This window comes from Sanguibacter massiliensis, from assembly GCF_900240335.1.
Lineage (GTDB): Bacteria > Actinomycetota > Actinomycetes > Actinomycetales > Cellulomonadaceae > Flavimobilis > Flavimobilis massiliensis.
Genome location: NZ_LT964979.1, coordinates 974,495 through 996,000, shown reverse-complemented (window position 1 = coordinate 996,000; position 21,506 = coordinate 974,495). Strand labels below are relative to the sequence as shown.

Sequence of the window (21,506 nt, the reverse complement as noted above, 5' to 3'; positions counted from 1 at the left end):
GTGCGTCCCCTCACCCCTGAGCAGACCGTGTTCGTCACCGAACGTCACCTCGCCACGCTTACGACGCTGCGTGCCGACGGCACGCCGCATGTCGTGCCCGTCGCGTTCACGTGGGACGCCGACGCACAGCTCGTCCGCATCACGACGGAGCGGACGAGCGTTAAGGCACGCAACGTCGTCACGGGCGCAGCCAGCGGCGGGGCGCGCGTCGCCGTGTGCCAGGTCGACGGAGGCCGCTGGCTGACGTTCGAGGGCACGGCGACCGTCTCGGACGACCCCGACGACGTCGCCGAGGCCGTGCGTCGCTACGCCGTGCGGTACCGACCGCTCGAGCCCAAGCCCGAGCGCGTCGTCCTCCACGTCAGGCCCGACCGCGTGCTCGGCTCGGGCTACATGACCCGCTGACGCGCTCGGCCAGGGCCGACGCCTGCGAGAATGGCGTCATGCACGACGTGACGATCCGCGACGAGTCCATCCGCCTGGGCCAGTTTCTCAAGCTCGCCGACCTTGCCGAGTCCGGCGCCGAGGCGCGCGACCTCGTCACGGACGGGGAGGTCACCGTCAACGGCGAGGTCGACACGCGCCGCGGCCGCCAGCTCGTCCCCGGCGACGTCGTCGTCGTGTCGCACCCAGGCGGACGCCGCGCGGCGCGCGTCGTGCACGACGGCTGAAGTGGTTCGAGGAGCACCTGCCGAACCCGGACTTCTACGCGGACTGCAACTCTGTCGGAGCCGTGACGTGGTTCCGCACTCCGGCTCCCGAGCAGATGCAGGAAAGCGTCGATGCGATTGCGCGATCCTCACGGCGCACGGCGTCGACGGACGCCGCACCGTCGCCGGGCGGGCGTCCGCCCAGCGATAATTCCCTGCGTGCTGCGCACTGCCGCCGCTACCCTCGGAGAGTGATCAACCGTCTGGACCTGCGTGGTCGCTCCCTGTCCGCCCGTGAGCTCTCCGCTGTCCTCCCGCGCCCCGAGGTGGGCGTCGAGGACGCGAGCCGGCTTGTCGCCCCCGTCGTCGAGGACGTCCGCGCACGCGGCGCCGCGGCGCTGCGCGACTATGCCGAGAAGTTCGACCACGTGCGCCCCGAGCACCTGCGGGTCCCGACCGACGTCATCACCGCCGCGCTCGAGGGCCTCGAGCCTGGTCTGCGCGCCGCGCTCGAGGAGACCATCACGCGCGTGCGCGCCGTCCACGCGGCGCAGCGTCCCGCCGACTTCACGGTGTCCGTCGCCCCGGGCGCGACGGTGCGGCAGCGGTGGATCCCCGTGCAGCGCGTCGGGCTCTACGTGCCCGGCGGGCTCGCTGTCTACCCGTCGTCCGTCATCATGAACGTCGTCGCGGCCCAGGAGGCAGGCGTCGCGTCGCTCGCGATCGCGAGCCCGCCGCAGGCGGACGAGCAGGGGCTGCCGAACGCGACGATCCTTGCGGCGTGCGCACTCCTCGGCGTCGACGAGGTCTACGCGGTCGGCGGCGCGCAGGCCGTCGCGATGTTCGCCTACGGTGCCGTGGGCTCCGAGCCCCAGGACGGCGACGTCCTCGCCGAGCCCGTCGACGTCATCACGGGGCCCGGCAACGTCTTCGTCGCCGCCGCCAAGCGCCTCGTGCGCGGGGTCGTCGGCATCGACGCGGAGGCCGGGCCCACCGAGATCGCTGTGCTCGCCGACGAGACCGCGGACGCCGAGCACGTCGCTGCGGACCTCCTCAGTCAGGCCGAGCACGACCCCATGGCGGCCTCGGTGCTCGTCACCGACTCGGTTGCGCTCGCGGACGCGGTCGACGCGGCGCTCGCCCGGCGTGCTGCCGCGACGAAGCACACCGAGCGTGTCGCGACCGCGCTCGCCGGGCCCCAGTCCGCGACGGTCCTCGTCGACGACCTCGAGGCGGGCCTCGCGGTCGTCAACGCGTACGGCGCCGAGCACCTCGAGATCCAGACGGCGGACGCCGCCGCGCTCGCGGACCGTGTGACGAGCGCGGGCGCGATCTTCGTCGGCGCCTACTCGCCCGTGCCGCTCGGCGACTACATGGCCGGCTCCAACCACGTCCTGCCGACGGGCGGGTGCGCGCACTACTCGAGCGGGCTCGGCGTCCACTCGTTCGTGCGGGCCGTCCAGGTCGTCGAGTACTCGCGCGACGCCCTCGAGCAGATCGCGGGCCAGATCGTCACGTTCGCGAACGCCGAGGACCTCCCGGCCCACGGCGAGGCGATCACCGCACGCTTCGGTCGCTGAGATGGTCGTCGACGACGTCGCTGCCCGCGCGATGTGGGACGCGTACGTCGCGGCCGGCGCAGTGCCCGCAGGCACGCTGCCCGTCGGTGTCGAGGCGTTCGGCGACGGGCCGGCGCTCGCCGACGAGCTCATCGCACTCGTGCTCGCGGGCCGCAAGCGCGCGACGGCGACCCTCGTGGCCGAGCTCGAGCTCGCGGACGAGGCGCCTCCGGCGGTGGGGGACCACTGGGTGATGTGCGACGGCGCGGGCGCCCCCCGTTGCGTCCTGAGGACCACCTCGGTCGACGCGGTCCGCTTCGACGCCGTCGACGAGGACTTCGCACGGGCCGAGGGCGAGGACGACGGTTCCCTCGTGGCGTGGCGCGCGGGTCACCGCGCCTACTGGGAGCGCGTGAGCGCACGCACCGGGGTCGCGTTCGACGGGAGCAGCGTCGTGCTCGCCGAGCGGTTCACGGTCGTCTGGCCACCCGAGGTCGCCGACGCCTGAGCTACCTCAGGACAGGCGGCGCAGAGTCCGCACGTTCCGGGTGGTCGTCGCCGAGAAGCGCGCGCGGGCGAGCGTGCGGGCGAGCGGGGTCGTGAGCGACGAGCCGCGCGGGCAGCGCCACCACAGCGCGTCGAGGCCGACCTCGGCAATTCGGGCCGCGAGGGCCGCGTCCGGGTGCTGCCAGCTCTCGACGAGGTCGCCGCGCTCGGCGTCGCGCTCGGCCCCGCCGACGAGGAAGCTCGCGGCGACGACCGAGCACACCTCGGTGCGTCCGGTGCGCTCGCGCAGCTCGGTGACGCGTGCGGCCGCCTCCTCGTTCGCGGCGAGCTGCTCGGAGAGCGTCCTGCGGGTCGCGGCGCGGGCGCGGACCTCCGCGAGTCGGGTGCCCGCAGGTGCGTCGTCGGCTGAGGTGTTGGCGGACGAAGGAGCGTCGGCGGACGCGCTAGAGACAGTGTCCGCGGCAGGGGCGTTGACGGTCGGTGTGTCATCGGTCGACGCTTGCGGTGCTTCGGCCGCACCAGCGGCATCGGCCGCAGCTGCGTCGGCCGTGACCTTCTCCTCGGTCGCGGTCGTCGCGTCGCGCAGCAGACCGGGCGTCGTCGAGAACGCGACGTATGTGTGCCACAGGGCGTCGTCGGGCCAGGGCGCACCGGCGACGAGCTCGCCGACGAGTGTGAGCGGTACGAGTGCGACGAGCGCCTCGTAGCCGAAGCGCTCACCGATCGTTGACTCGAGCCGTGCGCGGGTCGTGGTGACGGGTGTCTGCGCGGACGCGTCGAGCAGGACGTTCCCGCTCGCGAGGACCGTGCGGACGTTGCGGACGTCGAGGGTCCCGACGGCGTCGCGCAGCTCGTACATCGGGATGTTGCGGCCTCCGACGTTGACGCCGCGCAGCAGCGCGGCGAGGCGGACATCGTCGGCGGCGAGTTTGGGTGCTGGCATGGTCCGACGGTAGCGCGCACGCACGGGCGGAGCACGGGGCAGGCCGTGAGAAAGCCCGTGGCGCGGACGACCGCGCACGCTGCGCGGGCCGCCGGTGAGCTCGGAGAGCCGGCAGCCCGCGCGGACGCGCGACGTCCGCGCGCGACGTCAGGCCTGGGCGAGGACGAACGGCAGGACCGATGCCGCCCCGACCTGGCGGAGCATGCGCGCGGCGACCGTGAGCGTCCAGCCGGACTCCGTGAAGTCGTCGACGAGGAGCACGGACCGACCGGGCAGGCCCGCGAGGGCAGCCTCGCTGAGGCGCGGCTGGAGCCGCTGGACGACACTCGCGAGCCGGAGCGCCGAGTTGACGTCGTGCCGTCCGGCAGGAGTCCCGGGCGCGGGTGCGATCTCGCCGACGACGGGCTTGCCGAGGTACCGGCCGAGACCGTGCGCGAGGTGGCTGACGAGCTGGGGCCGGGTCGCGGACGCCACGAGGACGATGCCGTCGATCGTGCGGGCCGCGGGCCACTCGTCGAGCGCCCGCGCGGCGGCCGTGCGCAGCGCGCGCGGCACCTCGCCGTCGACGGTCGTCGGCGCGAAGAGCTCACGCAGGGGAGCCGACCAGCCGAGGCCGTCGAGGCGCGCGACGGCGCGTCCGGGCTCGGCGAGCTCGTCGGCGGGCAGGCGCCCGGCCAGCTCGATGCCGAGGTTCGCCATGCCGCTCGGCCACTGGCGCCGGGCCGAGATCTCGATGCCGGGACGGTCCATGCGCTCGCGGGCCGTCGTGATCGCAGCGCGGTCGGGCAGCGGGGGGAGCGTCACGGTGCCGCAGCGGTCGCACCGGCCGCAGCGCCAGCCGGCCTCGAGCTCAGGGTCGTCGAGCTGGGCGCGAAGGAACGCCATGCGGCAGCCGTCGGTGCGCTGGTAGTCGAGCATCGCGCGCTGCTCGCGCAGCCGGGCCTCGTCGACGCGCCGGTAGCGCTCGGCGTCGTACGCCCACGGCTCGCCGGTCGAGGTCCATCCGCCACGGACGCGCTTGACCGCGCCGTCGACGTCGAGGACCTTGAGCATCGTCTCGAGCCGTGCGCGCTTGAGGTCGACGTGCGTCTCGAGCTGCGGCAGCGACATCGTGCCGTTCTGCGCGAGCGTGTCGATGACCGTGCGGACCTGCTGCTCGGACGGGAAGGCGAGCGAGCCGAAGTACTCCCAGATCCGCTGGTCCTCCTCGCCCGGGACGAGGACGACGGTTGCGCGGTCGACGCCACGCCCGGCGCGTCCCACCTGCTGGTAGTACGCGATGGGTGAGCTCGGCGCGCCGAGGTGGATGACGAAACCGAGGTCGGGCTTGTCGAAGCCCATGCCGAGCGCGCTCGTCGCGACGAGCGCCTTGACGCGGTCGGCCTTGAGGTCTGCCTCGAGCTGCTCGCGCTCGGCGGTGTCGGTGCGGCCGGTGTAGGCGCGGACCTCGTGGCCTGCGGCGCGCAGCTGCTCGGCGACCTGCTCGGCCGCCGAGACGGTGAGGCAGTAGACGATGCCCGAGCCCGGCAGCGCACGCAGCGAGTCGGTGAGCCAGGCGACGCGCGTCGGCTGGTCGGTGACGGGCAGGACGGCGAGGTGGAGTGAGGCGCGGTCGAGCGCGCCGCGCAGCACGAGGACGTCCTCACCCTCGGGCGCGCTCGCGTGGACAGCGAGCTGCTCGGCGACGTCGTGCGTGACGCGCTCGTTCGCGGTCGCGGTCGTCGCGAGCACGGGGATGCCTGCGGGGAGGTTCGCGACGAGGTCGCGGATGCGCCGGTAGTCAGGCCGGAAGTCGTGACCCCAGTCGGAGATGCAGTGCGCCTCGTCGACGACGACGAGGCCCGCGTCCGCCGCGAGGCGGGGGAGCACGGTGTCGCGGAAGTCGGGGTTGTTGAGCCGCTCGGGAGAGCACAGGAGGACGTCGACCTCGCCCGCCGCAATCTGCTCGTGGATGTCGTCCCACTCGGTGACGTTCGAGGAGTTGATCGTCACCGCGCGGATGCCCGCACGCTCGGCCGCCGCGACCTGGTCGCGCATGAGCGCGAGGAGCGGCGAGACGATGACGGTCGGGCCCTCGCCCGCCTCGCGCAGGAGCGCGGTCGCGACGAAGTAGACGGCGGACTTGCCCCACCCGGTGCGCTGGACGACGAGGACACGCCGCTGGTGCGCGACGAGCGCCTCGATCGCGGTCCACTGGTCCTCGCGCAGGCGTGCGTCGTCGCGGCCAACGAGCCTGCGCAGGACGGTCTCGGCGGCGTCGCGGCCGACGGCGCCGTCGAGGCTCGCGCGCCGCTCGCGCGGTGCTGCAGGCTGCACCTGCTGGCTCCTATACACCTCTGGCGCTGCCGACGACGCCCCTCGGTGGGGTCTCGTGGGGGGGCCTGGTCGTAGCTGAAACATCACAGTAGNCGTGGGGGCGGCCCATGCGTCCTCGGGCGGAGGGGGCATCTCGTCCCAGTCGGCCGGGGGCTCCGCGAACGGGATGCCGTCGTCGTCCCACGCCGCGGCGTCAGGGTCGCCGTCGGCAGCGGGGGGTGCCGGGTGAGGAAGGACCTGCTCGGCCTCGGGCGCAGGACTCACGACCGCCGGCGTCACGGCGGGGGCGACTGCCGCCGGCACCACCGGGTCGGGCGCGAGCGTCGAGCCCGCCGACCACGACGGCTCGTCGGTTCCCGCACGGTCGGCGAGCGTCCGGGCGTCGAGCGAGCTCGCGCCCCAGCCGGGGCCCGTGTCCTCGACGTGCCGACGCGGCTTGCCCTCGAGGAGCGACCAGTCGGGCTCGACGCCCCAACGGCCGGGCGTCCCCCGCGGGGGCTCGGGCGTGCCGTCGTCCCGTGTGGGCGAGGGATCGTGGGGTGCGCCGTCGGGAAGCTGCGGGTCGTCGGACATGGTTCCCAGCCTACGGACCGTCACCGACATGCGCGGACCTGCGACCCCTCCCGGTGGACGCCCCGCTGCGCGAGGCCGCTGTGGTCAGGCCTCGCCGCGCCAGCCGTCGCCCGCGGTGCGCCGCGGGCGGCCCAGAGCGTGGAATCACGTCCCGTCGTCCCACCTCTGCGTCCTAGGATCACGGGGTGACGACCCCCAACCGCGCCCTGAGGCTGCCGATCCGCCCCGAGCTTGCCGACGAGGTGCCCTACGGCGCCCCGCAGCTTGACGTCCCGGTCCTCCTCAACGTCAACGAGAACCCGTACGCACCGGCTCCCGAGGTCGTCGCGAGCATCGCGGAGGCTGTCGCCGAGGCCGCGTCGGGCCTCAACCGCTACCCGGACCGTGACTTCCTCGGCCTGCGCAGCGACCTCGCCGCGTACCTCGGCGCCGAGTCGGGCGTGAGCCTCGCCGCGGAGCAGCTGTGGGCCGCGAACGGCTCGAACGAGGTCATGCTCCACGTCCTGCAGGCATTCGCGGGGCCGGGACGCACGGTCGTCTCGTTCGCGCCGACCTACTCGATGTACCCCGAGTACGCGCGTGACACGCACTCGCGCTACATCGTCGGCCGTCGCGAAACCGACTTCACGCTCGACCCGGCGCACGCGGTCGAGGTCGTCCGGGCCGAGCAGCCGTCGGTCATCATCCTCACGAGCCCCAACAACCCGACGGGCACGGCGCTGCCGCTCGCGACGGTCCGTGCGGTGCTCGACGCCGCGCTCGAGGTCGACGTCGACGGGGCGCCGGCGGTCGTCGTCGTCGACGAGGCCTACGCGGAGTTCCGGCGCGCCGGCGTGCCGAGCGCGCTCGAGCTTCTCGCGGAGTACCCCAACCTCGCCGTGAGCCGCACCATGTCGAAGGCGTTCGCGCTCGCGGGCGCACGCCTCGGCTACCTCGCGGCACGGACCGCGATCGTCGACGCGCTGCGCGTCGTCAGGCTTCCATACCACCTCTCCGCGGTGACCCAGGCCGTCGCGCGGGCCGCGCTCGCGCACGCGCCGTCGCTGCTCGGCAAGGTGGCCGAGCTCCGCGAGGAGCGTGACGCGACGGTCGCGTGGCTCCGCGAGCAGACTGTCGACGGACGTCCGCTCGACGTCGCGGAGTCGGACTCGAACTTCGTCCTCTTCGGGACGTTCCCCGACAGGCACGCCGTGTGGCAGGGCCTGCTGGATCGGGGTGTGCTCATCCGGGAGACTGGCCCGGAGGGGTGGCTGCGCGTGTCGATCGGCACGCGCGAGGAGATGACGGCGTTCAAGGACGCCCTCGTGGAGGTAGCAGGACTGTGACCGCAACCAGGCGCACGGCGCGCATCGAGCGCACGACGTCGGAGTCGAGCGTCCTCGTCGAGATCGACCTCGACGGCACGGGACGCACCGAGATCTCGACGGGCGTGCCGTTCTACGACCACATGCTCACCGCGCTCGGCAAGCACTCGCTCATCGACCTCACGGTCCGCGCCGAGGGCGACACGCACATCGACGCGCACCACACGGTTGAGGACGTCGCGATCTGCCTCGGCGAGGCGCTCAAGGTCGCGCTCGGCGACAAGCGTGGCATCGCACGCTTCGGCGATGCGCTCGTCCCGCTCGATGAGGCGCTCGCGCGCGCGGTCGTCGACGTCTCGGGCCGTCCCTACCTCGTCCACGACGGTGAGCCGGCGGGCCAGGAGTACCACCTCATCGGGGGGCACTTCACGGGTTCGCTCACGCGCCACGTCCTCGAGTCGATCGCGCACCACGCGAACATCTGCCTCCACGTGTCGCTGCTCTCGGGCCGCGACCCGCACCACATCGTCGAGGCGCAGTTCAAGGCGCTCGCCCGCGCGCTCCGCGCGGCGGTCGCGCTCGACCCGCGCGTCGACGGCATCCCGTCGACGAAGGGCGCGCTCTGATGTCCGACGACCTCCCTGACGACCTCTCGTTCGAGATCCCGGACGACCTCTCGGGCCTCGACGCGGTCGGCGGCGGGACGGAGCCGACGCTCGCGCTCCTGCTCACGCAGGTCGCGGGCTCGGAGCCGCTCGTCGCGGTGTGCGCTCTCGCGCAGGTCGCCGCGGACGTCGTCGCGAGCAGGATCGGTGCGATCGCGGTGCTCCGCGAGCGTGCGGGCACGGCTCCCGCCGAGGCGGCCGCTGCCGTCTCCGCGCTCCTCACGGGCTCCGAGGTCGTCCTCGTCACACGTGCTGGATCGCAGCTGAGCGCGACCCGCTATGAGGGCGGCGAGCGCGGTGCGGACATCCCCGCGGGCCTCCTCCTCGACTCGGCGCCCCAGGACCTCGAGGACCTCATTCTCGGCGAGAAGACGGTCGCTGACCTCGCGGGCGTCGCGGACTCGACCGCGATGTCCCGCCTCGGGGCGGTGCGAGCCCTCAAGAAGATCGCGAAGAAGATGCGGAAGGAGCGGTGAGCGCTCCCTCCGTCGTCGTCCTCGACTACGGCTTCGGCAACGTGCGCTCGGCCGTGCGCGCCCTCGAGCGTGTCGGCGCGCAGGTCGAGCTCACCTCGGACCGCGAGACAGCGATGGCCGCGGACGGGCTCGTCGTGCCGGGCGTCGGCGCGTACGCAGCTGTCATGACGGGTCTGCGCGGAGTGCGTGGCGACTGGATCGTCGAGCGTCGTCTTGCTGGCGGGCTGCCCGTCCTCGGCATCTGCGTGGGCCTCCAGGTGATGTTCGACGAGGGCGTCGAGCACGGCGTGAGCACCGAGGGCCTCGGCCAGTGGCCGGGCGTCGTCGAGCGGCTCGCGGCACCCGTCGTCCCACACATGGGATGGAACACGGTCGACGCGCCCGCGGGCTCGCGGCTCTTCGAGGGCATCGCCGACGAGCGCTTCTACTTCGTCCACTCCTACGCGGCGCAGACGTTCACGCTCGGCACGGACGAGCCCGCGGACACCGTCTTCGCGCCGCCGCTCGTCACGTGGGCCGACCACGGTGGCCGCTTCGTCGCGGCCGTCGAGAACGGCCCGCTCACCGCGACGCAGTTCCACCCCGAGAAGTCGGGCGACGCCGGCGCCCAGCTCCTCACCAACTGGCTCGGAACCCTGCGCTGAGCCCCGCCACGACCCGCGGCCCCGCCGCACCCTCGACCCACGGAGCACCCATGTCTGACCGCCTCGTCCTCCTGCCCGCCGTCGACGTCGTCGACGGTCAGGCCGTCCGCCTCACGCAGGGGGTTGCCGGGACGGAGAAGAGCTACGGCAGCCCGCTCGAGGCAGCGCTCGAGTGGCAGGCCGGGGGCGCGGAGTGGCTGCATCTCGTCGATCTCGACGCGGCGTTCGGGCGCGGCTCGAACGCCGACCTGCTGCGCGAGGTCGTCGGGCGTCTCGACATCCAGGTCGAGCTCACGGGCGGTATCCGCGACGACGAATCGCTCGAGCGCGCGCTCGGGACGGGCGCGGCGCGCGTCAACCTTGGCACTGCCGCGATCGAGAAGCCCGAGTGGACGGCGCGCGTGCTCGGCGAGCACGGCGACCGAGTCGCGGTCGGCCTCGACGTCCGTGGCACGACGGTCGCGACGCGCGGCTGGACGGAGGACGGCGGCGACCTCTGGGAGGTGCTCGCTCGGCTCGACGCGGCCGGCTGCTCGCGCTACGTCGTCACGGACGTCACGAAGGACGGCATGCTCCAGGGGCCCAACGTCGAGCTGCTCGCCGAGGTTGCGCGACGCGCGGCCGCGCCCGTCGTCGCGTCGGGCGGCATCTCGAGCCTCGACGACCTGCGCGCGCTGCGCGAGCTCGTCCCCGCGGGCGTCGACCAGGCGATCGTCGGCAAGGCCCTCTACGACGGAGCGTTCACGTTGCCGGAGGCGCTCGACGTGGCAGGTCGGCCGTGACCACGGGCCACGAGGGCCCAGTGCGCGCCGAGAGGCCGCTCGGCGACGGTGTCGTCCGCGACCTCGACGCTCACGGTCACCAGCGGGCGGTCCCCGAGCAGGTCGCGTCGGTGCGCGACGGGGCCGACGGCCCGTCGGACTCCGCGGGCGTCCCGTGGGGCGGCCGCGAGCTGCGCGCGAACCCGTTCGCGGGCGACGACGGCTCCGTCGACCCGGCGCTCGGTGCGGCCCTCGACGCGCACGGCGCGTCGCCGTCGTCGCAGACGATGCAGGCGGTCGTCGCGGCGCTCGGCGCGGCACGAGTGCTCGTGCCGGTCCTCGCAGAGCTCGAGGCGGGCGTCACGTCCGAGCACGGCGTCGAGGAGGACAAGGAGGCCTCGGCCGGTGTCGTCGCACTCCAGGCCCCCGACGGTCGACGTGCCCTGCCCGTGTTCTCGTCGGTCGCGACGATGACGGCGTGGCGCGCCGACGCCCGTCCCGTGCCGGGCTTCGCGAACCGCGCGGCGCTCTCCGCCGTCCAGGAGGACTGGGCGCTGCTCGTCGTCGACCCCGGCGGTCCGGTGACCGTCCTCGTGCCGAGGCCCGCGGTGTGGGCGCTCGCGCAGGGCAAGCCGTGGCGTCCTGCTGTCGTCGACGGCACGGTCGACGACGAGGTGCGTGAGGCGGTGCGGGCCGCGTGCCTGCCGGCGCAGCACGTCGTGCGGGCCGACGCGGAGCCGGGACGCACCGCGGAGGTCGCGGTGGTCCTCGGCATCGACGCGGGTCTCGACCGTGCGGGTCTTGACCGCGTGCTCGCGTGGATCAACAAGGCACTTGCCGCGAGCTCGGTGATCTCCGAGCGTGTCGACTCGCTCGAGATCCGTATCGGCAAGGCCTGAGGCCGCCGCGGACGACGACGCCTCCCACCGCTGAGCGGTGGGAGGCGTCGTACCGTCAGTGGTGCGGAACGTCAGGAGACGTGGCCCGTGAGCTTCTCGCCGGGGCCCTCGCCGGGGGCGTCGGGGATGATGCTCGCCTCACGGAACGCGAGCTGGAGGGTGCGCAGCCCGTCGCGCAGCGAGCGCGCGTGCTGGTTGCCGATGTCGGGTGCCGACGTCACGACGAGACCGGCGAGCGCGGTGATGAGCTTGCGTGCCTCGTCGAGGTCGGTGAGGTGCTCCTCGCCCTCGGCGAGGCCGAGCTTGACCGCGGCCGCGCTCATGAGGTGGACAGCGGCGGTCGTGATGACCTCGACCGCGTTGACCTCGGCGATGTCGCGGACGGCCTGATGGGTGACGTCGTCGTCGTGCGTGTGCTCGGTGCTCATAGGTCCATCATCCTGCATGCTCGCCGTACGGACCGCACGGGGCCGGGACGCGGACCGCCCCGCCCCCGGACGGACCGGGGACGGGGCGGTGTGCGGCTGGCGTCAGCCCTCGAGCGCGGCGCGGAGCTGCGCACCGAGGTCGGCGTCGACCTGACCCCAGTACCAGAAGAAGCGCTCGCGGACCTCGGGGATCGTGATACCACGGCCCTGGCCGGTGAGGGTCGCGACGAAGCGCGCCTTGGCCTCGGCGTCGAAGACGTCGCGGTAGAGCGTGCCGGCCTGGCCGAAGTCGGAGTCCTCCGAGCGGAGCGTCTGGGCGGCGCGCACGAGCTCGCCGTCCGTCTCCCACGTGACCTCGCCGGCGCGGGACGCGTCGGCCGCCGGGCCGCCGAAGGAGTTCGTGCCGTGGACCGGCATCGAGGCGTCGGCGTAGTGGTACCGCATCTGCCCCTCGTGCTGGTAGTTGACGACCGTGGCCGCGTGTGGCTGGTTGACGGGGAGCTGGTTGTAGTTCGCGCCGATACGGTAGCGCTGAGCGTCCGGGTAGGCGAAGACGCGGCCCATGAGCATCTTGTCGGGGGAGAGCCCGATGCCGGGGACGAGGTTCGACGGCGAGAACGCGGCCTGCTCGATCTCCCCGAAGAAGTTCTGCGGGTTGCGGTCGAGCGTGAGCTCGCCGACCTTGATGAGCGGGTAGTCAGCGTGCGACCAGGTCTTCGTGATGTCGAACGGGTTGAAGCGGTAGGTCTTACCCTCCTCGTACGGCATGACCTGGACGAAGAGGTCCCACACCGGGTACTCCTCGCGGGCGATGGCCTCGAAGAGGTCGCGGCGGTAGTGGTCGGCGTCGGAGCCGGCGAGCTTCTCGGCCTCCTCGTTCGACATGCCCTCGACACCCTGGCGCGACTTGAAGTGGTACTGGACCCAGAACTTCTCGCCCTCGCCGTTCTGCCACGAGTAGGTGTGCGAGCCGTAGCCGTTCATGTGGCGCCACGAGCGCGGCAGGCCGCGGTCGCCCATGAGGTACGTCACCTGGTGGGCGGACTCGGGCGAGAGGGTCCAGAAGTCCCACTGCATGTCCGCGTCGCGCAGTCCCGACGCGCCGAGGCGCTTCTGGGAGTGGATGAAGTCGGGGAACTTGATGGCGTCGCGGATGAAGAACACCGGCGTGTTGTTGCCGACGATGTCGTAGTTGCCCTCGGGCGTGTAGAAGCGCAGCGCGAAGCCGCGGACGTCGCGCCACGTGTCGGGGGAGCCCTGCTCGCCCGCCACGGAGGAAAAGCGCAGGAGAGTCTCGACCTCGGAGCCCGGCTGGAACACCGCGGCCTTCGTGAAGCGCGAGACGTCGTCGGTGACGACGAAGCGGCCGAAGGCGCCGCCGCCCTTGGCGTGGGGGTTGCGCTCCGGGACGCGCTCGCGGTTGAACGACGCGATCTTCTCGACGAGGTGGTGGTCGTGGAGCGCGGTGATGCCGTCCGGGCCCGTCGTGAGCGAGTGCTGCTCGCTCGGGATCGGGGCGCCGCTCTGGCTGGTGGTGAACTGCTGGGTCACAGGTTCTCCTCGTGCGTGGTGCTGAGCCGCGGTGCGCGGCGGTGGTGGGTGACGGGTGCGGGCCCGCCGCGGGTGGATGTCAGCCGGCGGTGCGGCATGACGGACAGGTGCCCCAGTAGAGGACCTCGGCGGTGTCGATCGTGAAGCCGTGGTCGTTCGAGGGAATGAGGCAGGGGGCGTGGCCGGTCGCGCAGTCGACGTCCCCAACGGCGCCGCACGTGCGGCACACGACGTGGTGGTGGTTGTCGCCGTGGCGACGCTCGTACCGTGCCGGGTGTCCGGCGGGCTCGATGTGCTGGACGAGCCCGCGCGAGTTGAGCGCGTGGAGGACGTCGTAGACGGCCTGGACGGAGACGCTGCCGAGCCGTGCGCGGACGTCGGCGACGAGCTGGTCGGCGCTCGCGTGGGGCCGCGCGGTGAGCGCGGCGAGCGTCGCGAGGCGGGGCGCTGTGACGCGGAGGCCGACGGAGCGCAGCAGCGCCTCGTCGTCCTGCGTGCTCGGGACGTCCTGCTCGATGGCCATGACCTGCAGTGTTGCACACTTTCTGGAACCAGTCCAATAATGGGTTCGTTACAGACCGTCCCTCGTGCTACGCCATGTCGCTCGGGGTGACGCGACGCACGTCCGGTCGTTCTAGGGGGGCCTCGTGCCTGTGCTATCGTTTCCTGCTGGACCGCCGTGAAGATCGCAGATCCTCATGGCGCGCAAGCGGAGCTCCCTCCCACCTGATCACCGACTGGCCTCGTGCCGACAGGAGACAGGTCTGGTCCGACATTCGCCCTCGGGCGGGTATGTGCGCTCGTCGTGCGTGCCGTCGGACTGTGAGGCCTCCACCTGCATCCCGGGTCGGAGGCCTTCTCCGTTCCCGGACCCGACAGTTTGACGATCTGAGGAGACTCACATCAGCGAGCCCCGCATCAACGAGCGGATCCGCGTCCCCGAGGTCCGCCTGGTCGGCCCCCAGGGCGAGCAGGTGGGCATCGTCCGCGTGGAGGACGCCCTGCGCCTTGCCCAGGAGGCAGACCTCGACCTCGTCGAGGTCGCGCCCGACGCGCGTCCCCCCGTGTGCAAGCTCATGGACTACGGGAAGTTCAAGTACGAGGCAGACATGAAGGCGCGTGAGGCCCGGCGCAACCAGGCCAACACCGTCCTCAAGGAGATCCGCTTCCGCCTGAAGATCGACCCCCACGACTACGGCACCAAGAAGGGCCACGTCGAGCGCTTCCTGTCCGCGGGCGACAAGGTCAAGGTCATGATCATGTTCCGAGGCCGCGAGCAGTCGCGCCCGGAGATGGGCGTGCGCCTGCTCCAGCGTCTGGCCGACGACGTCGCCGAGCTCGGCTTCGTCGAGTCGATGCCGAAGCAGGACGGTCGCAACATGACGATGGTCCTCGGCCCGACGAAGAAGAAGTCCGAGGTCAAGGGCGAGGTCCGCCGTCGCCGCGAGCCGCGCCCCGAGCGGGACGTCGTCGACGTTCCTCTCGAGGACGTCGCCGAGGCGCCCGTGGCCGAAGCCGTTGCGGCGCCGGTCGCGGCTCCCGAGGCTGCAGCCCCGGTCGCCGCCCCTGCCCCCACAGCGACGCCGAAGCCCGCCACGGCCCCGAAGGCAGCGGCCGCCAGGCCCGCAGCCGCGCCCAAGCCAGCCGCGACGCCGGAGCCCGCCGCCGTGAAGCCTGCGGCCGCGCCCAAGCCTGCCGCAACGCCGAAGCCCGCACCCAAGCCGGTCGCGACGCCGAAGCCGGCAGCGCGCCCCGCCGCCCCCAAGCCTGCTCCGAAGCCGGCCGCTCCGCGGCCGAAGAAGAGCGAGTGACCCGCACGCCCTGACGCAGGGGCGACGACCAGCGTGAACGGTCCCGTCCCGCCCACGTCGTCCATCACCCGGTGGACGACCGACCACGAGGAGAACGGCAGCCATGCCGAAGAACAAGACGCACTCCGGTGCCAAGAAGCGGTTCCGCATCACCGGTTCCGGCAAGGTCATGCGTGAGCAGGCCAACAAGCGCCACCTGCTCGAGCACAAGTCGAGCCGCCGCACGCGCCGCCTGAGCTCCGACCAGGTCGTCTCGGCCGCCGACACCCCCAAGATCAAGAAGCTGCTCGGCAAGTGACCCTCGTGGGACGCATCTGCGTCCCGAGGTGAGCTTGTGAGCCCCCTACCCACAAGGAGCATCACGTGGCACGCGTGAAGCGGGCAGTCAACGCCCAGAAGAAGCGTCGTTCCGTCCTCGAGCAGGCGAGCGGCTACCGTGGTCAGCGCTCGCGCCTGTACCGCAAGGCCAAGGAGCAGGTCACGCACTCGGGCGTCTACGCCTACCGTGACCGCAAGAAGCGCAAGGGCGACTTCCGTCAGCTCTGGATCACGCGCATCAACGCCGCGGTCCGCGCCGAGGACATGACGTACAACCGCTTCATCCAGGGCCTCAAGGCCGCGGGTGTCGAGGTCGACCGTCGCGTCCTCGCGGACCTCGCCGTCACCGACGCGAACGCCTTCAAGGCGCTCGTTGAGGTCGCGAAGAAGGCCCTCCCGGCCGACATCAACGCGCCCAAGGACGCTGCCTGAGAGCACCTGCTCCCTGAGCAGCCCTTGATCTGAAGGACGCCCGGACGATGCCTGATCTCTCCAACCCCCGCGCCGAGCGGGTCCGAGGGATCCGGGCGTTGTCCGGGCGTCCTGCGCGTCTCCGGGCCGGACGCTACGTCGTCGAAGGCCCCCAGAGCGTCCGTGAGGCGGTCGTCCACGCGCGCGAGGCTGTCCGCGAGGTGTATCTCACCGAGGCGGCTGCGGAGCGCTACCCGGAGATCGTCGCGGCGTGCGACGGGCTCTGGCTGCGAACCGGGACCCCGGACGTCCTCGACGCGATGAGCCCCGACGCGCAGGGCGTCCTCGCGGTCCTCGAGCCGCGCCCGACGTCGCTCGACGAGCTCGTGGCCGCGGGTCCGCGGCTCGTCGCGGTCCTCGTCGAGGCGCGAGACCCCGGCAACGCCGGGACAGTCGTGCGCGCCGTCGACGCCGCGGGCGGCGACGGTGTCGTGCTCGCCGGCAGCAGCGTGGACCCCCACAATCCCAAGGTCGTGCGGTCGACCGCCGGGTCGCTCTTTCACGTCCCCGTCGTCGCGGGCGACGACGCACGCGAGGTCGCGGCGGTCGTCGCACGGCTGCGTGCCGCGGGGTTGCAGGTCCTCGCGGCCGACGGCGCGGGGGAGCACGACCTTGACGACCTGCTCGACGTCGTGGGTGCCGCACCTGTGGGCACCCCGGACCTCTCGGCCCCGACCGCGTGGGTCTTCGGGAACGAGGCCCGCGGTCTCACGGACGAGCAGCGTGCGCTTGCCGACCATGTGGTGCGCGCTCCGCTGCGGGGCCGCGCCGAGTCGCTCAACCTCGCGATGGCTGCCACCGTGTGCCTCTACGGCAGCGCACGGGCGCAGCGCGACCGCGCCGTGCCACGACCGTAGGTCTGGTCGACGGACGTCGTCGGGCACCATCGGGCGCGGCCGTCCGACCCGGGCCCGTCGGTGCGCGTTGAGGACGTGCCGACCGCCTATCGTGGGAACGTGAACATCCCAGCCTCCGGCACGCAGTACGAGATCGAGCACGGCCCCTACCGCGCGGTCGTCGCCGACGTCGGTGCGACCCTCAGGGTCCTCGAGCACGACGGCCGCGCGCTCGTCGTCCCCTTCGACGCCGACGACGTGCGCCCGCACTACCGTGGCGCGGTGCTCACGCCGTGGCCCAACCGTGTGACGGACGGCCGCTACGAGTTCGGTGGCCGCGCCCACCAGCTCGCGCTCACCGAGCCGGCGCGGTCGCACGCGCTCCACGGGCTTGCCGTCTGGGCCGTGTGGACGCTCGTCGAGCGTTCCGGGTCCTCCGTGACGCTCGAGACGGAGATCGCACCGCAGGCCGGCTACCCGTGGCGCGTCGTCACACGCGCGACGTACACGCTCACGGACGCGGGCCTCGCGTGGACGATCACGACGAGGAACACCGGCGACGGCGACGCTCCTTACGGCACGGGCCCGCACCCGTACCTCGTCGCAGGCGAGGGCACGCTCAGGGACTGGGCCCTCACGCTCCCGGCGTCGCGGGTGCTCGAGGTGACGCCCGACCGGCTCGTGCCGGTCGCGGTGCGGGACGTCGAGGCGTACGACGGCGGCGCGCTCGACTTCCGCGAGGAGCGGACACTCGGCGAGACGTTCATCGACCACGCCTACACCGGCCTGGCCCGCGGCGCGGACGGGATCGCGCGTGTCGAGGTGCGCGCCCCCGAGGGCACGGGCGTCGTCATGACGTTCGACGCGGCGAGCCCGTGGGTCCAGATCCACACGCCAGCGGGGCTCGATCTCGCCCCCGGGGACTTCCGTGCAGGTCTCGCGGTCGAGCCGATGACGTGCCCTCCGGGCGCGTTCAACGACGGCACAGACCTCGTCGTCCTCAAGCCTGGCGCGTCGCACACGGTGACGTGGGGGATCGCGGCGCTCTGAGCGTCGTGTGCGCGCGGACGGCCGCACGAGCGGCCGTCCGCGGTCACTAGACTGTCCGGGTGGCCGGGCCGTAACTTGGCGTCCGGCCGTCCGTTCGTCCCTGGAAGGTCTGGATGTCCACCTCCGACACGTCGCCCCTGTCGCCTCTTGACGCCGCAGGCGTCGAGGCGGCCCTCGCCGCCGCGCTCGCCGCAGTCGCCGAGGCACCTGACCTCGACGCCCTCAAGGACGTCCGCCTCGCCCACGCGGGCGACCGCAGCCCGCTCGCGCTCGCGAACCGCGCCATCGGTCAGCTCGCTGGCCCGGACAAGGCGACGGCCGGCAAGCTCCTCGGCCCTGCACGCGGCCGGCTCAACCAGGCGCTCGCCGCGCGAACCGAGGTGCTCGAGGCCGAGCGTGCCGCGCGCGTCCTCGTCACGGAGGCGGTCGACGTCACGCTGCCGACGGACCGCGTCCAGGCCGGCGCACGGCACCCGCTCGAGCTCCTCCAGGAGCAGGTTGGCGACTTCTTCGTCGGCATGGGCTGGGAGATCGCCGAGGGTCCCGAGGTCGAGGCCGAGTGGTTCAACTTCGACGCGCTGAACTTTGGCGTCGACCATCCGGCACGCCAGATGCAGGACACGTTCTTCATCGAGCCGCCCGCGGGCGCCGAGGCGTCGGGCCTCGTCCTGCGCACGCACACGTCGCCCGTCCAGGCGCGCACGATGCTCTCGCGTGACGTGCCCATCTACATCGCGTGCCCAGGCAAGACGTTCCGCACGGACGAGCTCGACGCGACGCACACGCCGGTCTTCCACCAGGTCGAGGGGCTCGCGGTCGACAAGGGCCTGACGATGGCGCACCTCAAGGGCACGCTCGACGCGTTCGCGCGCGCGATGTTCGGACCTGAGGCGCGCACGCGCCTGCGCCCGAGCTTCTTCCCGTTCACGGAGCCGTCGGCGGAGATGGACCTGTGGTTCCCGCAGAAGAAGGGCGGCGCGGGCTGGATCGAGTGGGGCGGCTGCGGCATGGTCAACCCCAACGTCCTGCGCACCGCGGGCATCGACCCTGACGAGTACACGGGCTTCGCGTTCGGCATGGGGCTCGAGCGCACGCTCATGCTCCGCCACGCGATCACCGACATGCACGACATCATCGAGGGCGACGTCCGCTTCTCCCGTCAGTTCGGAATGGGGTTCTGATGCCGAACATCGCACTGGGCTGGCTCGGCGAGCACGTCGAGCTCCCCGCAGGTCTTACGGCCGAGCAGCTGGCTGCCGACCTCGTCCGCGTCGGGCTTGAGGAGGAGGCCGTGCACGGCCCCGCCGTCACGGGTCCGCTCGTCGTCGGCACGGTCGTCTCCCTCGTCAAGGAGGAGCAGAAGAACGGCAAGACGATCAACTGGTGCCAGGTCGACGTCGGCGCGCACAACGCGCTCGACGAGGCCGGGCAGCCGACGCTGCCGCGCGGCATCGTGTGCGGCGCGCATAACTTCGTCGAGGGCGACCGCGTCGTCGTCGCGCTGCCGGGTGCGGTGCTGCCCGGGCCGTTCGCGATCGCGTCGCGCAAGACGTATGGGCACGTGTCCGACGGCATGATCTGCTCGCAGCGCGAGCTCGGCCTCGGCGAGGACCACGACGGCATCATCGTCCTCGACCGGCTCGGGTTCACCGGGCAGCCGAACGGGACGGACGCGGTCGAGCTGCTCGGGCTCGGCGAGCAGGTCCTCGAGATCAACGTCACGCCGGACCGCGGCTACTGCTTCTCGATGCGAGGCGTCGCCCGCGAATACTCCCACTCGACGGGTGCCGCGTTCACGGACCGCGGCCTCGTCGAGACCCCGGCCGCGACGGCCGACGGCTTTGCGGTCGAGGTCGACGACGCCGCACCGATCCACGGCCAGGTGGGCTGCGACCGCTTCGTCACGCGCATCGTGCGCGGCATCGACCCGAGCGCCGAGACCCCGGCGTGGATGAAGAAGCGACTCACGCAGGCGGGCATGCGCCCGATCGCGCTCGCGGTCGACGTGACGAACTACGTCATGCTCGACCTCGGCCAGCCCCTGCACGCCTACGACCTCGCGAAGGTCGCGGCGCCGATCGTCGTGCGTCGCGCGGTCGCGGGGGAGACCTTCACGACGCTCGACGACGTCACGCGGACGCTCACGGCCGAGGACCTCCTCATCACCGACTCGCCCGACGGCGCGCGCGCCTCGCGCGTCCAGGGGATCGCGGGCGTCATGGGCGGGCAGGTCTCGGAGGTGTCGGCGACGACGACCGACGTGCTCGTCGAGGCCGCGCACTTCGACCCGGTGACGGTGGCGCGTTCCGCGCGCCGCCACAAGATCCCGTCGGAGGCTGCGAAGCGCTTCGAGCGTGGCGTCGATCCGATGCTCCCGCCCGTCGCGGCGCAGCGCGTCGTCGACCTGCTCGTCGAGCACGGTGGTGGCACCGCTGACGCCGCGGTCTCGGACCTCGATGCCACGGTCGCGCCGACGCCCATCGTGTTCGCGTGGTCGGAGACGGAGCGCCTCACGGGCGTCGAGCACCCGCGCGAGCGGATCGCGGAGATCCTCGAGCAGATCGGCTGCACGCTCACCGCGGGCGAGGGCGACACGGTCACGGTGACGCCTCCGACGTGGCGGCCGGACCTCACGGGTCCGGAGCACCTCGTCGAGGAGGTCGCGCGCATCGATGGTTACGACGCGATCGAGCCCGTCCTGCCGACCGCCCCTGGCGGCACGGGCCTCACGTACTCGCAGCGTGCGCGACGTTCGGTCGCGCGTGCGCTCGCCGAGGCTGGCTTCGTCGAGACGCTCTCGTACCCGTTCGTCGGTGTGGCGCAGCACGACGCGCTCGGCCTGCCTGCGGATGACGAGCGTCGGCGCGCCCTGCGCCTCGCGAACCCGATGTCCGACGAGGCGCCCGAGCTACGCACGAACCTGTTGACGACGCTTCTCGGCACGGTGCGTCGCAACGTCGGCCGCGGCTTCACGGACTTTGCGGTGAGCGAGACGGGTCTCGTCACGCTGCCGCGCGAGGGTGCTCCTGCAGCGCCGCAGCTGCCGGGCGGGCGTCGCCCGTCCGACGACGAGCTCGCGCAGCTCGCTGCGGCGGTCCCGGACCAGCCGCGCCACGTCGCCGGTGTCCTCGTCGGCGCGCGTGAGCGTGCCGGCTGGTGGGGCGCGGGCCGCGCCGCCGGCTGGGAGGACGCTCTCGAGGCCGCGCGCCTCGTCGGGCGCACGCTGGGCGTCGAGCTCGTTGCGACGAACGACGCCGAGCGCATGCCCTGGCACCCGGGCCGCTGCGCGCGCCTGAGCCTCCCCTCGGGGGAGGTCGTCGGCTGGGCCGGTGAGCTTCACCCGCAGGTGCTCGAGCGCCTCGACCTGCCCGCGCGCGCGTCGGCGTTCGAGCTCGACCTCGACGCTGTTGTGGCAGCGAGCGAGACCGGGCCCGTCCAGGCCACGCCGGTCTCGACGTTCCCGCCTGCGAAGGAGGACTTCGCGTTCGTCGTCGACGCCGCGGTGCCGGCCGACGCGCTGCGAGCGGTCGTCGCGGGCGCTGCGGGCGAGCTCGCCGAGGACGTCCGTGTCTTCGACGTCTTCACGGGCGAGCAGGTCGGCGAGGGCCGCAAGTCCGTCGCGGTCGCGCTGCGGCTGCGCGGCGCGACCGCGACGCTCACGGCCGAGCAGACCGCCGAGGTCCGCGGCCGTGTCGTCAAGCGCGCCGCGAAGGAGCTCGGCGCCCAGCTGCGCTGACCCACGCT

General features: G+C 72.7%; 22 protein-coding genes. 17 read left to right on the top strand and 5 right to left on the bottom strand.

The annotated features are described in order from the left end of the window. From C1729_RS04675 to C1729_RS04660, 4 genes are all read left to right on the top strand, one after another. Complete coding sequence (locus C1729_RS04675) at positions 1 to 405, top strand: pyridoxamine 5'-phosphate oxidase family protein (protein WP_102508916.1); 405 nt, start codon at positions 1 to 3, stop codon at positions 403 to 405. 38 nt (positions 406 to 443) lie between these two features. After that, a complete protein-coding gene (locus C1729_RS04670) occupies positions 444 to 671 on the top strand; it encodes an RNA-binding S4 domain-containing protein (protein ID WP_102508915.1) in 228 nt (75 codons plus the stop codon). A 230-nt stretch (positions 672 to 901) separates the two neighbouring features. Further along, a complete protein-coding gene (hisD, locus tag C1729_RS04665) occupies positions 902 to 2,230 on the top strand; it encodes a histidinol dehydrogenase (protein ID WP_102508914.1) in 1,329 nt (442 codons plus the stop codon). Between the two features lies 1 nt (position 2,231). Next, positions 2,232 to 2,717: an ASCH domain-containing protein gene (locus C1729_RS04660; protein WP_102508913.1), complete on the top strand. Its 486-nt coding sequence runs from the start codon at positions 2,232 to 2,234 to the stop codon at positions 2,715 to 2,717. A 6-nt stretch (positions 2,718 to 2,723) separates the two neighbouring features. Here the strand turns inward: C1729_RS04660 and C1729_RS04655 are convergent, their stop codons facing one another. Together C1729_RS04655 and C1729_RS04650 are read right to left on the bottom strand one after the other, a co-directional pair. Further along, the gene (locus C1729_RS04655) at positions 2,724 to 3,659 is read right to left on the bottom strand and encodes a DUF1697 domain-containing protein (protein WP_102508912.1); all 936 of its coding nucleotides are present in this window, start codon (positions 3,657 to 3,659) and stop codon (positions 2,724 to 2,726) included. 147 nt (positions 3,660 to 3,806) lie between these two features. After that, the gene (locus C1729_RS04650; protein WP_102510519.1) at positions 3,807 to 6,059 is read right to left on the bottom strand and encodes a RecQ family ATP-dependent DNA helicase; all 2,253 of its coding nucleotides are present in this window, start codon (positions 6,057 to 6,059) and stop codon (positions 3,807 to 3,809) included. 674 nt (positions 6,060 to 6,733) lie between these two features. On the opposite strand from C1729_RS04650, the gene C1729_RS04645 reads away from it, so the two are divergent. From C1729_RS04645 to C1729_RS04620, 6 genes are all read left to right on the top strand, one after another. Then, positions 6,734 to 7,873 (top strand): histidinol-phosphate transaminase, encoded by a 1,140-nt coding sequence (locus tag C1729_RS04645; RefSeq protein WP_102508911.1) that lies wholly within the window; start codon positions 6,734 to 6,736, stop codon positions 7,871 to 7,873. Next, entirely contained in the window at positions 7,870 to 8,478 is a 609-nt protein-coding gene (gene hisB / locus C1729_RS04640) for an imidazoleglycerol-phosphate dehydratase HisB (protein ID WP_102508910.1), read from the top strand. The genes C1729_RS04645 and hisB overlap by 4 nt, the downstream gene beginning before the upstream one ends. Next, the gene (locus C1729_RS04635; RefSeq protein WP_102508909.1) at positions 8,478 to 8,993 is read left to right on the top strand and encodes a hypothetical protein; all 516 of its coding nucleotides are present in this window, start codon (positions 8,478 to 8,480) and stop codon (positions 8,991 to 8,993) included. Before hisB ends, C1729_RS04635 begins: the two co-directional genes overlap by 1 nt. Continuing rightward, entirely contained in the window at positions 8,990 to 9,637 is a 648-nt protein-coding gene (hisH, locus tag C1729_RS04630) for an imidazole glycerol phosphate synthase subunit HisH (protein ID WP_102508908.1), read from the top strand. The genes C1729_RS04635 and hisH overlap by 4 nt, the downstream gene beginning before the upstream one ends. 50 nt (positions 9,638 to 9,687) lie before the next feature. Next, positions 9,688 to 10,419 carry a bifunctional 1-(5-phosphoribosyl)-5-((5-phosphoribosylamino)methylideneamino)imidazole-4-carboxamide isomerase/phosphoribosylanthranilate isomerase PriA gene (gene priA / locus C1729_RS04625; RefSeq protein ID WP_102508907.1) on the top strand — a complete coding sequence of 244 codons (732 nt, stop codon included), beginning with the start codon at positions 9,688 to 9,690 and terminating at the stop codon, positions 10,417 to 10,419. Between the two features lie 170 nt (positions 10,420 to 10,589). After that, positions 10,590 to 11,297 (top strand): SseB family protein, encoded by a 708-nt coding sequence (locus C1729_RS04620; protein ID WP_422917653.1) that lies wholly within the window; start codon positions 10,590 to 10,592, stop codon positions 11,295 to 11,297. Positions 11,298 to 11,368: 71 nt separating this feature from the next. Here C1729_RS04620 and C1729_RS04615 read toward each other — a convergent pair whose 3' ends face one another. From C1729_RS04615 to C1729_RS04605, 3 genes are all read right to left on the bottom strand, one after another. Next, entirely contained in the window at positions 11,369 to 11,725 is a 357-nt protein-coding gene (locus tag C1729_RS04615) for a DUF1844 domain-containing protein (protein WP_207204562.1), read from the bottom strand. A 102-nt stretch (positions 11,726 to 11,827) separates the two neighbouring features. Continuing rightward, complete coding sequence (locus tag C1729_RS04610) at positions 11,828 to 13,276, bottom strand: catalase (protein WP_102508905.1); 1,449 nt, start codon at positions 13,274 to 13,276, stop codon at positions 11,828 to 11,830. Between the two features lie 79 nt (positions 13,277 to 13,355). After that, the gene (locus tag C1729_RS04605; RefSeq protein WP_102508904.1) at positions 13,356 to 13,799 is read right to left on the bottom strand and encodes a Fur family transcriptional regulator; all 444 of its coding nucleotides are present in this window, start codon (positions 13,797 to 13,799) and stop codon (positions 13,356 to 13,358) included. 379 nt (positions 13,800 to 14,178) lie between these two features. Here C1729_RS04605 and infC point away from each other — a divergent pair, with 379 nt between their 5' ends. The 7 genes from infC (at position 14,179) to pheT (ending at position 21,498) form a co-directional block, all read left to right on the top strand. Next, a complete protein-coding gene (gene infC, locus C1729_RS04600; RefSeq protein WP_102508903.1) occupies positions 14,179 to 15,087 on the top strand; it encodes a translation initiation factor IF-3 in 909 nt (302 codons plus the stop codon). 103 nt (positions 15,088 to 15,190) lie between these two features. Next, positions 15,191 to 15,385, top strand: a complete 195-nt coding sequence (gene rpmI, locus C1729_RS04595) for a 50S ribosomal protein L35 (protein ID WP_102508902.1) — start codon at positions 15,191 to 15,193, stop codon at positions 15,383 to 15,385. Between the two features lie 65 nt (positions 15,386 to 15,450). Continuing rightward, positions 15,451 to 15,837 (top strand): 50S ribosomal protein L20, encoded by a 387-nt coding sequence (rplT, locus tag C1729_RS04590; RefSeq protein ID WP_102508901.1) that lies wholly within the window; start codon positions 15,451 to 15,453, stop codon positions 15,835 to 15,837. Positions 15,838 to 15,884: 47 nt separating this feature from the next. Then, on the top strand, positions 15,885 to 16,733 hold the full coding sequence (locus C1729_RS04585; RefSeq protein ID WP_102508900.1) for a TrmH family RNA methyltransferase: 849 nt from the start codon (positions 15,885 to 15,887) through the stop codon (positions 16,731 to 16,733). A 99-nt stretch (positions 16,734 to 16,832) separates the two neighbouring features. Then, entirely contained in the window at positions 16,833 to 17,762 is a 930-nt protein-coding gene (locus tag C1729_RS04580) for an aldose 1-epimerase family protein (protein WP_102508899.1), read from the top strand. Positions 17,763 to 17,875: 113 nt separating this feature from the next. Beyond that, entirely contained in the window at positions 17,876 to 18,943 is a 1,068-nt protein-coding gene (pheS, locus tag C1729_RS04575) for a phenylalanine--tRNA ligase subunit alpha (protein ID WP_102508898.1), read from the top strand. Next, positions 18,943 to 21,498 (top strand): phenylalanine--tRNA ligase subunit beta, encoded by a 2,556-nt coding sequence (gene pheT, locus C1729_RS04570; RefSeq protein WP_102508897.1) that lies wholly within the window; start codon positions 18,943 to 18,945, stop codon positions 21,496 to 21,498. Before pheS ends, pheT begins: the two co-directional genes overlap by 1 nt. Positions 21,499 to 21,506: the final 8 nt, after the last annotated feature.

Excerpts from the sequence above, each read along its gene's own strand:
- C1729_RS04670 (WP_102508915.1), top strand. The coding sequence starts at position 444 with ATGCACGACGTGACGATCCGCGACGAGTCCATCCGCCTGGGCCAGTTT.
- C1729_RS04660 (WP_102508913.1), top strand. The coding sequence starts at position 2,232 with ATGGTCGTCGACGACGTCGCTGCCCGCGCGATGTGGGACGCGTACGTC.
- C1729_RS04655 (WP_102508912.1), bottom strand. The coding sequence starts at position 3,659 with ATGCCAGCACCCAAACTCGCCGCCGACGATGTCCGCCTCGCCGCGCTG.
- C1729_RS04650 (WP_102510519.1), bottom strand. The coding sequence starts at position 6,059 with ATGTTTCAGCTACGACCAGGCCCCCCCACGAGACCCCACCGAGGGGCG.
- C1729_RS04635 (WP_102508909.1), top strand. The coding sequence starts at position 8,478 with ATGTCCGACGACCTCCCTGACGACCTCTCGTTCGAGATCCCGGACGAC.
- priA (WP_102508907.1), top strand. The coding sequence starts at position 9,688 with ATGTCTGACCGCCTCGTCCTCCTGCCCGCCGTCGACGTCGTCGACGGT.
- C1729_RS04615 (WP_207204562.1), bottom strand. The coding sequence starts at position 11,725 with ATGAGCACCGAGCACACGCACGACGACGACGTCACCCATCAGGCCGTC.
- C1729_RS04605 (WP_102508904.1), bottom strand. The coding sequence starts at position 13,799 with ATGGCCATCGAGCAGGACGTCCCGAGCACGCAGGACGACGAGGCGCTG.
- rpmI (WP_102508902.1), top strand. The coding sequence starts at position 15,191 with ATGCCGAAGAACAAGACGCACTCCGGTGCCAAGAAGCGGTTCCGCATC.
- C1729_RS04585 (WP_102508900.1), top strand. The coding sequence starts at position 15,885 with ATGCCTGATCTCTCCAACCCCCGCGCCGAGCGGGTCCGAGGGATCCGG.
- pheS (WP_102508898.1), top strand. The coding sequence starts at position 17,876 with ATGTCCACCTCCGACACGTCGCCCCTGTCGCCTCTTGACGCCGCAGGC.
- pheT (WP_102508897.1), top strand. The coding sequence starts at position 18,943 with ATGCCGAACATCGCACTGGGCTGGCTCGGCGAGCACGTCGAGCTCCCC.